This is a genomic window from Colwellia sp. 12G3 (genome assembly GCF_002836775.1).
GTDB lineage: Bacteria > Pseudomonadota > Gammaproteobacteria > Enterobacterales > Alteromonadaceae > Colwellia.
This window is the reverse complement of sequence record NZ_PJAQ01000068.1, coordinates 368,121-380,740: the sequence shown is the minus strand read 5'-3', so window position 1 is coordinate 380,740 and position 12,620 is coordinate 368,121. Positions and strand designations below refer to the sequence as shown.

The following is a 12,620-nucleotide window of genomic DNA, read 5'->3' as shown; positions in this document are numbered from 1 at the left end:
TTGTTTATCTTTCACGAAATTGATAACCTTGTATTATAAATTAATAGAGTTAAGTGAATTTAATTTATAATACAAGTGTTGAGCATACCTTTAAACTTAGTGTTATATACAAAACTATTTGTGGCGTTAGTTTAAAGAATTAAGTCGTTTATAAGGTTTTTTATGAATTAAAATATCTCGAATAATCCGAGTATATTCTTTTTCACTGTTTTGCACACCGAAATTGCGCATAGCACTACTATAATCAGTAACATCATTACGATAGTAGTAAAGTGGTGAGTCGATAAAACTTGCTTTTACACCTGACATTTCTAACATAGGGTAAGAAAAAGCTTTGTCATCCACGCGTTTAATATATAAACCTGAAGCGTCGTGTAAATCAATTGCTTTGATTTTCCGCCAGGAAAACCAACGTTTAAGATTAAAACTTAATAAACACCGTTTCACTGCATTATTAACTTCAAGGTCATTCACCTGAAATATATTCATATTCAATTGACACCAGAGGGAATACTTAAAAGTTTTCAAGTGAGAGCCTAACCATTTATTTTGTCGGTAACTATGGGCATCAATAACACTTTGTTTATAAGCTCTATTGTTTTTCTTGCGCCCGGCTGAGCGAATGAAGCTGCCATATGTCATCCAACAGTCATCTTTCTGGTAGGTATCGGCTACAGTTTGTAAGGCATTTTTATCGAAGAGTCTATCATCGCCATCAAGCAGGATAATAACATCTTCAGCGGCGGCATTAGCGTAAGTAATACCATCGACAACATTACGGGTTTTATACTTCTTTTCGGTGTTGATAACAAAGTTAAAGCGCTTATCGTCGTCTATAGAATCGTTAACAAGATTAATGGTACTATCGGTGGATAGGTCATCAATAATAACAACATTAAAATTTTGATAGCTTTGCTGTCTGAGCATAGCAATATTTTCAACTATCCATTCTTCGACGTTATACATGGCGATAATGATATGAAATTTCATTGAGCTAACCTTTAATTATTCTTGAGAGGTATTCTAAAAAGTATTTTGATTTAATACATTCTGAATGAATAGTCATCCAAGATTAGGTAAGAGTGGTTTACTCTTGGATTCTTCTGATCTTACTTCTAATTCTTGAAGCAAAAGTATCTTTTGTGTAACGCCCCTTATGAACATGCCTAATTTGAAAAACACCGTCGACGTTTATAGGTGTTCCTTGGCTCCCGAGTAACCATCGAAAAGCACGATCTTCATAACATTTACACCAATGTAGCGACTGGGTTTGATAAATGCTTAGTCCTTCGCAATAGCCAATAGCACGTGCAACATCGCCATGAACAATTTGAAAAGCACCTTTAGCTTTATCACGTGAATGTAAGCTAAAGTTTTGTGTTTCTATATTTACTAATTGGGGAACGCTGTCTTGACTAAGCATTGGGTCGTCTTGCGCAAGCATCTCTGTAGTGCGCTCTTCTCTAGGGAAGTATAGGCTGTCTGTTTTCCCTTGGAGCTGTTCAGCCAGAGAATCTAAACAATTTTCATGAAAGATAATATCGCAGTCGGTATACCAAAGCCAGTCGGCTTTACTTGAGCGTGCCACCATATTACGGCCTATTGCGCGTCTGAATAACTTACTCTTTGGTAGCTGTTGAAAGTTCCAAGTGACATTGTTAACAGTTTTTGTATTAAAAAAATCTAGTACAGCTTGGGTTTTATGGTCTTCTTTACCGTAAAATATAGTAACGGTAAGCGCGCACTTTGTTGGTGGGTGATTCACAAATGAGCTTAATTGATAGCTAAGCATATTTGAATATTGCCAACAGTGACTAACTATTTCTAGATTGAAAAAGCCATCAACGGCAGTACGTTTATCTTCAGGAGGTAAAGTGTCTCTAAACCAAGATGATGGTAATATTTTTTCAACAATCAAACGGAAGAAGTGAATGGCATAAGTATTATACCAGCGAGGCGCATAAGTAGTCGTTGTTGTTTTCATTAGCTCTTTCGCATCTGGGTTAATTATAGTTTTTAAGCTTCGAAGTATACCATAATTTATATTCTTTAAAATTATCGGTTTATTATTTACTAAGCGACTTAACAAGCTCCCATAACAAGGGAGTTTTAAAAGCGATATTCCCACTTTATATAGGCATCTAATTCTGTGCCATCTTCATAGTTAGGATCGTTGCTTATCTTACTCTTATTATTGTCGAATTTTGAGTTGGTCACTATCGCTCCCAGGGTAAAACGAGAGTCAAAAGCAATAAACTTATATTGACCATCAAACTGTAAAACATCTTCGGCTACTTTTGATACCGGATTGCCCATATTTATATCATCGGGGAAGCGATCAATATTATCAGTGTTTAATTGCACTTTTCTAAGTTTTAATTGCCAGCTATTACCCGCAGTGGTTTGGATTAAAAAGGTAGCGACAAGTGTTTGTGCATCATTGTCATAAGTTGAGCCAATAGTACGTCGATAATAACGATAGCCTGACTGGTATGTGCCATGTTCATAAAAGCAGTTGAGGTCAGTTGTACCTGTGCCGCCACAGGCAACTTGCGTATCGGTATACTCTAAATTTGCCAATATACGCTGATTAAACAGGGTGAAGCGTGTCTCCATACCATACATAGTAGCTTTGTCAGTAATTATGCCTGCATTAGGTGAGCCATCTTCACCAATTGTTTGGTAATAAAGTGCGTAAGGTAAATTTATTACAGTATCAGACCAGCGGATATCATAACCGGCTACATGATTACCTTGGAATGTATTTAAAGAAGGATCACAATTGGGTTGCTCATTAGCACATTCCTGACCACCTAAAAGAATTTTAAAGAAATCTTTCATGGAACTTGGTTGACCTTCACCCGCCCATTGAAATGACCAAGCAGTGCCTATCTCTAAGCCCCTAAAAGGACGAATAGTGGCACGCGCACTCCACATTAAGGTATCAGCAACTGTACGATCACTTTCTAATTGCGCCATTTGCGCGGTAAGTGTCCAAGGGCCAATCCAACTTAACCAAGGTGTTTCAAAAGCTGCCGAGTTATCACGGGTGATTGCTATCGATGGTAACGGTCTTGAGTTGGTTGTCATGATTAAATTAGTATCTATACCTGGCCCCCACCAGCGTTCAATGGCTCCAGCACTTAACACCCAGTTACCAAATTTGTAGGCCAAATAACTACCGTCAAGGTTTACATCATTTCCTTGGTTTAATTCTGGGTTATCGTCTAACCCCAGACGATAATTAATCTGTAATTTACCCGCTAGGTTACCAACAAAAAATTCATCTGATAATTCAATATTACCTTGATCGAAATTATCATTACCATAACTAGTAAAGCGATTAGCACTGCTAGCGAGGTAAACACTTTTTTTAGTGATGTTTTGATTGCCCGAAGCGTACTTAAAGCTAAACCTTACATGGTTAAGGGCTTGTACTTGTTCATCATTTAGTAAAGATATATTAGCTGATAAAATGTCATCTTTAATCGCATTCCACATCAATGGATAGGTGGTCACGGGTGCCGTAATAATACCGCTATCAGCAAGTAATTGAATATCATTTCTTAAGGCGAGATCATCTGGTTCTACCCAAGGAGCGGCAAAACTTACGTGTAAAAAAAATAAAGATAAAAGGGCCAAACTAGGCTTTAACAACATTAAAACGTCCTAAAAAGTGCAGTACATCGAGAAAAATTATTAATAAACTAAGTTTAAAATAAAGCTGCTGAAACAAAATTGGGGCGATTGTAGCAGTGTTGGCTAGTGAACTCATCCACTCTTTGCCTCGTGTAACAAAAAAAACAGTCATAGGGGTTAGAGGATTATGCTTTTTTCAGGTAAAATTAGCGGCATTATCAACCTCTGTTTATTTTAGGTGTTTTGCTTTAATGGAACTAAACTGCGTCTTATTCATTCCTGTTTCTTCACCTTCGGGTATTGGTGAATACATGCGGTCTATAATTATTGCTAAAACGTTGCAATGTCGTTGGCCTAATGTCCAAATACACTTTATTTTAAACGAGCAAGTTGCTTACCTAAAAGATTGTCCTTATACGGTTCACACCTGCCAAGACTCACCTACCAAAGCGGTATCAAGAGTTAACGATATTATTGGAGAGCTGAGTCCTGACTTGGTGATTTTTGATGCATCGGGTCGTGCTAAGCAATTCAACAAGGCGAAAGCCGTTGGTGCAAAAGTTGCCTTTATTTCTCAACACAATAAAAAACGCAGTCGTGGATTAAAACTCAATCGATTACTAAACACCGATATTCACTGGGTAGTACAACCTGATTACTGCATTAAATCATTAAGTTATTGGCAACGAGTCAAATTAGCCGTTTTTAATAAAAAAGCACCTAAAAACATAGGGCCAGTTTTTGAACTGAGCAATGATGACTACCAAGTACAGTTACTGCAACAGTTCGACTTAAATAATGAACACTATTTTATTTTTAATGCTGGCTCTGGTGGGCATAAAATTAAAGGGGCACTTGCTGCTGATATTTATTACCAAGCAGCAAAAGAGTTTTATCAGCAAACTTTTAATCGTAAAATTAAGATGAAATGTGTTGTGTTATTTGGTAGTAACTATCCAAAAGAACTTCCCAAAAACAAAGATATTATTTGTTTGAAAAACATTGAAAATAAAGACTTTATAGCCTTGTTATCAAACGCTCAAGGTTGTGTTATTAGTGCCGGTGATACCTTACTGCAATGTATAGCCTTACATAAATCCTGTGTGGCAGCGCCAGTTTCACCTGATCAACCCGCGCGATTAAAGCTATGTCAGAATAAGCAATTAGTACTTGCTGCGGAGCCTAACATCGAGAGCTTAGTGCAGCAGGCATTGCTCATGCTTGATAAAGAAAAGTGTCAAACGATGATTAACAATATGAAGAATCAAGCGCCAGTGAAAGCATTAGAGATCATTGTTGATGATATCGCTTTGCTTTTTTCTTCGGTTAAAGAATAAAGTGCTCAGAAACATAGTAGCCAGGATGATAAGTAAATGAAAAATATTGCCATAGTCATAGACGGTTTAACCGGAGGTGGTGCAGAACGTGTGATGATCAGTCTAGCATCCGAATTGGTTGGTCAAGGACATACAGTCACCATTTTATCATTAGGTAATCGCTGTGATTATGTTATCCCTGATGGTATTAATGTCTGTTATCTATTTGACCATAAAGCCTCAAAAGTGGATCGGTTCTGGAAAATAAAAGCGAGTGTAGCCAAACTAGAACATTGGTTTGCTGAATATCAATTATCAAATTCTTTTGACTTAGTGTTATCTAATTTAGATCGTAGTAATAATTTACTTGCCAAAAGTAACATTGATTCAGTCTATTATATTGTCCATAACAGTGTTGAAGAAGAGTTGATCCGACAAAAAAAAATGGGTCCTTTAGCTTACTGGTATTTGCTTAAATCGAAAAAGAATCTTTCGGGTAAAAATTTAATTTCAGTCTCAAAGGGAATTGAGAAGGAAATTTGTCAAGGTAAGATAATACACCCTAAGAGCATTCACACCATTTACAACCCATTTGACATTGAAGATATTCAACAAAAGTCATTAATAGCCGATGGTACAATACCAAATGAGCCCTATATCATTCATGTTGGTCGTTTAGCAAAACAAAAGCGTCATGATATTTTATTTGCTGCATTAGCTCATGTATCAAAAGAAGTTAAGCTGGTGTTACTGTGTAATAACCCAGATAAAGCGCTGAAATTAGCAGAGAAATATGGTGTGGCAGAACGTCTTATTTTACCTGGTTTTCAGGCTAACCCTTACAATTGGATAAAACGAGCGCAAGCGCTTGTGCTTAGTTCTGATTATGAAGGTTTTGGTAATGTTCTATTAGAGGCTATCGCTGTTAATACAAAAGTGGTCAGTACAGCATGCCCACATGGGCCGGATGAAATATTAACGGGGCCATTAAGTGATTTTTTAGTACCTAGAAGAGAACCTAAAGCACTGGCAGAAGCAATTAATAGCGTATTGAAAACAGAACTTAACTTAAGTAAAACGGATATTCTTAGTAAGGTATCAGCAAGTCAAATTGCAAAACAATATTTAAGCTTAGCGGGATAAAATAATAAATTTTTGTAGCTGATTTATTATCAGTACCTCAAAAATAGTTTTTGAGGTACTCGTTTTACTTATATATTTATGACCAGCTATCCATAGTGCCACGACGACGAGCGAATAATCTTGGTAATATTAAGCCTAAGATTAACCCTATGCCTAAAACTAAGGCACCGGTAAAAAACCATTGCTTTTTAATATTGGTATCTTGATCTTTAATTTGGCTTTGGGTTTCTGCTAATGTAGTCGTCATTTTTTTAAGCTCGGCAGACAGTTTCTTCTTATCATTAGTCAATAAGTTAACTTTACTGTTTAGTTCATTTACTTCGCCATCGAGTTGGCTAGTAAAGTCGCTGCTGTTGGCTATTTTTGCATTTAACTCAGTAACAGCAAAACGAAGCCCTGGTTCAGTACTTACATATTTACTTTCAACCCAAGTGGCTCGATTCTTATCATCAATAACTTCACTATAACCATTATCTTCTGCGCCAGTAATTTTAACTTCTGAGCCAGCGATGATAGTACCTAAAATTCTATAGTTGGTACCAGGTCCAGCATGCATATATATGAATAATTCATCTGAGATATAGCCCTGCTTATAATTATTTTCTGCCGCTTGAGCAGATAAAAAAAGCGAGCTAGATAAAGTTATAGCAACAAATGCTATGACGTTAATAACGTTATTCATAGAAAAACCAATGTAGTAAATAAATCAAGGAGGACAAGATATTATGTGTTTGCAGCTTTGATGGCAAGCTAAGAATGACATCCCTTCATACAAAGGCTATCTCAAACCTAAAGCAAATTTAGCTTTTGAGGGGCATACATAGCTAAGTTAAATTACTATTTACTAGTAAGGGGGTCGTAGAATAGGTCTTATTCTTCCTAAGTTTGCAGCAAATAAGGAAAAACTCTCTATTGGCATATTGATGTACTAACGGTATGCTTGTTAAGTGATTAGTAAAATACTTAATTAGGGCATAATGGTTACAGAAATAGAATTAAAGTACTCCTTGCTTGAAAGCAATGATTTGACTACACCAAGGCAGATACAGACAAATATAAGCCAGCTTCTCTCTGAGCATGAGTTAGTCTTTGTTCATCAAGAGAAGCAACTGAGTAATCACTACTTCGATACGGTTAATCTAACCTTACGTAAAAATAAAATAGCTTTACGTACTCGTGGTACTCAATGTTTAGGTGAAGCTGAACGCTTTGAACAAACGATAAAAACGTCAGGAACCATTATTGCAGGTCTACACCAAAGGCCAGAATACAATGTCGACATCACCGATGATAAACCTACTATTGCGCTATTTCCCGATACCATTTGGCCATCCAATACCGATTTAAATCAATTACAACTAAAAATTATTGAGCTATTTTCTACTAATTTCACCCGTCATACTTGGCTTGTTAGTCTGGCAGACGCTCAAATTGAGATTGCATTTGATTGTGGTGAAGTAGCATGCCAGGGATATACCCATAAGCCACGCATTTATGAAATAGAGTTAGAGTTAGTTAACGGTGATGCTCAAGCATTATTTTTGTTAACTAAGCTTTTATTTAGTCAATTAGCTTTACGACCAGGGCAGTTAACAAAGGCAGCCCGTGGTTATGCTTTATATCATGAGAGCTTGGCATTAAGCTCAGATATAGATAATAAACAGACTAATAGCTGTGTAGTTGTTGAACCGATAGCACTCTCTATGATTGATTTACCAAAAAAAATTCAACTTAATGAAGCTTTTAGCCAGGGGATCGAATTTTCTTTAACTCAATTACAGCACAGTGTAGATGGTTACGTTGAGACTCCTTCATTAACTAAGTTGAATAAAATAAGTGAATTACTTGTTCTACTTAGACAGGGATTCTGGCTGTTCAGTGAACTATTAATGGATGATGATATAATGCTGCGCAATGAGCTTAGTTATTTTATTAGAACAATCCATTGGGTCGATAATGCACTTTATATTCAATCGCTAACGAGTAAACAAAGCTCATATCAAAAAGAAATGTTAGTTAATCAAGAGTTGATAACTAAGTTACAATTGGGTAAAAACCGTTATCCAAATGAATCACAAGTATTAGCGTTACTACATAGCGAACGTTTTAATAATTTACAGTTAGACTTGCTCTCATTATTACTTAAAAGAAATAATGCTAATACGCCTGTAAATAAAAACTCTTCATTATTAATTGAATTTGCGGCTAAGCAATTAACCAATAGCACTAAGGCATTGAATATTGAGCTAGCTAAATTGCAAAAACCACAAGACAGTTCTTCAATTGAATTGTATTTAACCGCGCACAGTTTATTGATTAGAGCATTGCTAACCACAAGCTGGTTCAGTGGTTTGTTCGCTGAATCAGGGAGTGAGATCGTTAAGCGGTTCAACATGCCTTGGCTTGATATTAAGCAGGGTATCAGTGAGTTGCAATCGTTGAGTTTATTACAGCAGCAGTTAGTACATTTACCAAAGCCAGAAAAAAAATTAGCGCTTTGGTTAGCCAATAAAAGTGAAAATTTAATCACAGCACTCGATCAATCTAGAGCTAAAGCTTTAACAATGAAACCTTACTGGCCATAGTTATTATGAAACAAAATAAAAATCGATGCTCTATTTCGCTATGCCTATTTATCTTATTGATATTTGTTAAACCTTTAATGGCAACTGTTTATGAACTCGGTAGTGTGAAAACTCGCCTAATTGGTACGCCTAAGATACACAAAGTAGTGAAAGGTGATTATTTTCAGCAATTGGCAGAACAATATGACGTTGGTTTTTTAGCTTTACTGGCAGCTAACCCCCAACATGATCCTTTTTTACTTCAGATTGACTCTGAGGTAATTATCCCTACTCAAATGTTATTACCCTTTATGACACGTAAGGGAATAGTCATTAATTTACCTGAATTACGACTCTATTATTTTTCACCAGTAGAAAATAAAGTACATGTTTTCCCTGTGGGTATTGGTCGACAAGGGTTATCTACACCGCTAACGAGTACTATCATCGGGGAAAAGAGAAAAGACCCTATCTGGCGACCAACAAAAGAAATGCAAGATCGTCACTTTGCTGAGCATGGTAAATATCTCGCTAAAGAAATCCCAGCAGGACCAAATAACCCGTTTGGTAAATATGCATTACGTCTTGGAACAAGTGAGTACTTAATTCATGGTTCAAATAAACGTTTTGGTATTGGTATGCGTGCTAGCTCAGGTTGCATTAGAATGTATGATAATGATATTAAGTGGCTTTTTGATAACGTACCTGTAAACACTAAAGTCAGAGTGGTGAATCAGCCTGTGAAAATGTCATATGAAAATGGTGATAAACAGCTAATAGAGATACATCAACCGTTAACTGATCATGAAGCGACTAAAGGTAATGTTATTTTAACTAAAGCGATGCAACGATTTGTTGGTACTAAACGTGAGTACTGGCAGAAACTTCTACCAATTATAGAAAAGCCAAATGGTTTAGTCATTGAGCTAGCTAAATAATTTAAAAATTAGGTTGTTTGTAATAAACATTAAAAAAGCACCTGAAGGTGCTTTTTAAATGTCTATTGTTAGCTTAATAAACAATTATTTTTTATATGAAGCGACAACATTATCAATACGTTCGTTAGCTGCTTTAGCATCATTTGCTGCTTGCTCAGCTAACTCTTTTGCGGCCTGTGCATCAGCGGCAATAGATTTTTGTTGTGCATCTAAATCAGCAACTTGAACTGACAAAGCATCAACTTTAGTCGTTAATGAAGTAATACTTTCATCAAGTGCATCTGTATTGGCACAAGCTGTTAGTGCTAATGCTAGTGTTACCGCGGTAATTTTTTTTAACATAATGATATCCCATGTGAAGTTATTATTTGTTCCTGTTCATAGCAGTATGGCACAAAAAAAAACTATAACAAAGCAGTTACATGGTGATATTTTATAGCGATATGGTTATTGATATCACTATTCATTTTTGTCTTTATTGACCAAATTTATATGAGTAATCAAATCGTCCATCAACTTCTTCTTAATTTCTAGTTGATCTTCGGCTTGTAGTTGATATTTTTCAGCAAGAAGTTGGTAGTCACTAGGCGCTAAGCTCACGGTTAGACGCGGCCGCTTAGGTCTTTTATTTATTGGTAACCCTAAAATATCACGAATTTGATCTGATGGACTTAAACCAGCATCAAGCGCCTGCTTACGAATAGATAGTTGGATCTTTTCGTCCATATCAAAAGCGACTTGCACTGCTTTTATTGCTTTAACAGATGATTGCCATTTCTCGGGGATTTTTCGCGCCATATTACTTTCCGGTTAACTTGCTGGGTACATATCAATTATATCACTAAGTGGCCTAAATAAAGTTAAGCAAACTTCAGTGTCGCCATCTTGCCATACTTCAACATCAACGCCTTTACTTTGGTCTTCATTATAAAGACTGTAGAGTTCAAATTGTTCGCCGCTATCTTTTCCTTCATATGCCGATAGATTTTCACTACGATGATCTTTGCGGTGAAAAAATCCAACTTTAGCAAATACGCTTTGTTGATATTGCCCGCTACTCCACATACTGGTGATGGTAGAATCAGCTTTTCTCTCTAAAAATGCTTCTCCTGGCTCATCAAAGACTTCGGAAAAACGCTCTAAATCAAATAAGGTTTCGACATCTTCATGTTGAATTTTTAATGATAGTTTTAGCTCGGTAATATCATCTACTTCGAGTGTTAAAAATATCTCTAGGGCGTTAGTACCCATCAAGGCCCATTCAGTTTGCACCTTATGTTCAAACTCATAACTATTAACGGTACTTACTTGAAATTCTTGGCCACGTAATGATTCCGGTAAGGCAAAGCTATCGGTTAAAACAATAATATCACCAACCAATAATTGATTAACTTGTGTTAATTTTCTTGGCGCGTTAGATGATTTATTAAATATTTTTTTAAAAAAACTCATAGGACTACCTGATAGAAGGTGGGCATTTTTTCATATCGCATTTGTACAAAATACAAAGCCAGCTAAATTTTAGCTGGCTTGCAATGAATGCTACTTCTGCTTCGCTTTTAAACGCTCTAACACAGAGTTTGCACTGTTATCTTGTGAACCAATACCAGCGGCTTTTAATTGCGCTTGTAATGAAGTATCTGAGTCTTCAGAATCAAGTAGTTCAGCAGCTTTCATTTTATCATCAAATTTCTGTTGCTTCGCTTTAATGCGTTCTAATGAATCTTTCGCACTTAATAGCTTAGAGTTACTTGATGAAAAGTTATCGGTAATTGCTGATGTCGCTTTTTGCACACTTTCAGTAGTTTTAACCATAGAAAGTTGACGTTTATGTTCAGCAACTTGGCGTTCACTTTTCTTAACTAAGTCTTTTAAACGATCAGCGCTACCACTGAAACTATCGTGGGCTTGTTGTTGATCAGCTAAAGTACTTTCTAAGTTAGCAATTTTTTCTGCGACAGCAAGTGCTAAGGTTTCATCACCCTTTTCAAGTGCTTGAGCAACATAACCTTCATGCTCTGTAATTTCACGTGTTAAGCGGTCAATCTCACGTTTTGCTGCCATTTGTTCAGCCATAACGCCTGTTAAGTCACGTTTTGCTTTGGTAAGGTGATTTTCAGCATCACGAATTTCTTGTTCAAAAATACGGGTAGCATTAGCATCAATGATTGCTTCACCAGCTTCTGATGCGCCGCCGCGAATTGCGGTCATAATTTTTTTAAATATACTCATTATTAACTCCTAACTAGGGTAATCAAAATGACTCTTAATTAGCTTTTAACTAAAGTAAGTAATCACTCATATCATCAATCACTTCAATGGCATTGTTACTTAATACCGCTAATTCATGTTCAACATCAGAAAAACTTGAATTAATAGATAAAGCGCCAAAGACTACATATTTATCACCAATTTTTGAAAATGATGATAAGGGCATAGGGATATTCATTTCTAACATGCTTTCATGCATTGCATTAATACATTCGGGCTTAACTTCTTCTGTTCCCCATAAGTAACTGATACAAATAATTTGATCATCAGTTACTGAAACAAAAACGGGTAACTCTTCACGGCCTAAAATACTAATTTGTAGGACGTCAACTTCGCCAGATATTGGTTGGCAATCAAAGCTCATTCCTGTGTCTGAATTATCTGCCAAGCTGTTTAAGTGATCGGCTATAGTATGAATATTCATGTATTTCCTATCCTTCCTTTCTTAAGTGAAAATTATACCAATTTGATTAAATTTCTTCCTAACTCAGAGCTGTGCTCGATATTCAATAACAAGGAAGATTTGTTTAGGCTTAGTCATTCTAAACTCAATAAATCTAACGATGTTAGTGCTTATCGAGCAAGCTCCCAAAGGGCGAATTTAAAAGGTTTAGATACTGCGTTATTGATTTTGACAAGGGAATAACCATTATCTTCAATCAATGCCTTGCCTATAAACCTTTTAATTTTCGCTGAGTGGGAAAGAACTCAATCAACTTGGTATAAGATGACATATTATGTCGTCTGAG

Annotated in this window: 13 protein-coding genes; 4 read left to right on the top strand and 9 right to left on the bottom strand. The window is 36.2% G+C overall.

All coding sequences use genetic code 11. The features are described 5' to 3' along the window. Positions 1-126: 126 nt before the first annotated feature. From CXF71_RS19230 to CXF71_RS19220, 3 genes are all read right to left on the bottom strand, one after another. Positions 127-990 (bottom strand): glycosyltransferase family 2 protein, encoded by an 864-nt coding sequence (locus tag CXF71_RS19230; RefSeq protein WP_101234544.1) that lies wholly within the window; start codon positions 988-990, stop codon positions 127-129. 97 nt (positions 991-1,087) lie between these two features. Then, positions 1,088-1,984 carry a glycosyl transferase gene (locus tag CXF71_RS19225; protein ID WP_101234942.1) on the bottom strand — a complete coding sequence of 299 codons (897 nt, stop codon included), beginning with the start codon at positions 1,982-1,984 and terminating at the stop codon, positions 1,088-1,090. A gap of 125 nt (positions 1,985-2,109) precedes the next feature. After that, complete coding sequence (locus tag CXF71_RS19220; protein ID WP_101234543.1) at positions 2,110-3,660, bottom strand: capsule assembly Wzi family protein; 1,551 nt, start codon at positions 3,658-3,660, stop codon at positions 2,110-2,112. Between the two features lie 230 nt (positions 3,661-3,890). Between CXF71_RS19220 and CXF71_RS19215 the strand changes: the two genes are divergently transcribed. Continuing rightward, positions 3,891-4,976 carry a glycosyltransferase family 9 protein gene (locus CXF71_RS19215; protein WP_101234542.1) on the top strand — a complete coding sequence of 362 codons (1,086 nt, stop codon included), beginning with the start codon at positions 3,891-3,893 and terminating at the stop codon, positions 4,974-4,976. A gap of 36 nt (positions 4,977-5,012) precedes the next feature. Beyond that, a complete protein-coding gene (locus CXF71_RS19210) occupies positions 5,013-6,098 on the top strand; it encodes a glycosyltransferase (RefSeq protein ID WP_101234541.1) in 1,086 nt (361 codons plus the stop codon). Between the two features lie 76 nt (positions 6,099-6,174). On the opposite strand, the gene CXF71_RS19205 is transcribed toward CXF71_RS19210, so the two are convergent. Next, complete coding sequence (locus CXF71_RS19205; RefSeq protein WP_101234540.1) at positions 6,175-6,780, bottom strand: TIGR04211 family SH3 domain-containing protein; 606 nt, start codon at positions 6,778-6,780, stop codon at positions 6,175-6,177. A 295-nt stretch (positions 6,781-7,075) separates the two neighbouring features. Here CXF71_RS19205 and CXF71_RS19200 point away from each other — a divergent pair, with 295 nt between their 5' ends. Both CXF71_RS19200 and CXF71_RS19195 read left to right on the top strand, forming a co-directional pair. Beyond that, on the top strand, positions 7,076-8,683 hold the full coding sequence (locus tag CXF71_RS19200) for a CYTH domain-containing protein (RefSeq protein WP_101234539.1): 1,608 nt from the start codon (positions 7,076-7,078) through the stop codon (positions 8,681-8,683). 5 nt (positions 8,684-8,688) lie between these two features. Continuing rightward, positions 8,689-9,600, top strand: coding sequence for a L,D-transpeptidase family protein (locus CXF71_RS19195; protein ID WP_101234538.1), 912 nt, complete (start codon positions 8,689-8,691; stop codon positions 9,598-9,600). Between the two features lie 84 nt (positions 9,601-9,684). Here CXF71_RS19195 and CXF71_RS19190 read toward each other — a convergent pair whose 3' ends face one another. The 5 genes from CXF71_RS19190 to CXF71_RS19170 form a co-directional block, all read right to left on the bottom strand. Next, positions 9,685-9,942: an Lpp/OprI family alanine-zipper lipoprotein gene (locus CXF71_RS19190; protein WP_101234537.1), complete on the bottom strand. Its 258-nt coding sequence runs from the start codon at positions 9,940-9,942 to the stop codon at positions 9,685-9,687. 117 nt (positions 9,943-10,059) lie between these two features. Continuing rightward, on the bottom strand, positions 10,060-10,398 hold the full coding sequence (locus CXF71_RS19185) for a hypothetical protein (RefSeq protein WP_101234536.1): 339 nt from the start codon (positions 10,396-10,398) through the stop codon (positions 10,060-10,062). Positions 10,399-10,410: 12 nt separating this feature from the next. Then, positions 10,411-11,052, bottom strand: a complete 642-nt coding sequence (locus tag CXF71_RS19180; protein ID WP_101234535.1) for a hypothetical protein — start codon at positions 11,050-11,052, stop codon at positions 10,411-10,413. A 90-nt stretch (positions 11,053-11,142) separates the two neighbouring features. Continuing rightward, positions 11,143-11,832: a PspA/IM30 family protein gene (locus CXF71_RS19175; protein ID WP_101234534.1), complete on the bottom strand. Its 690-nt coding sequence runs from the start codon at positions 11,830-11,832 to the stop codon at positions 11,143-11,145. Between the two features lie 49 nt (positions 11,833-11,881). Beyond that, entirely contained in the window at positions 11,882-12,295 is a 414-nt protein-coding gene (locus CXF71_RS19170; RefSeq protein ID WP_101234533.1) for a YjfI family protein, read from the bottom strand. Positions 12,296-12,620 lie beyond the last annotated feature (325 nt).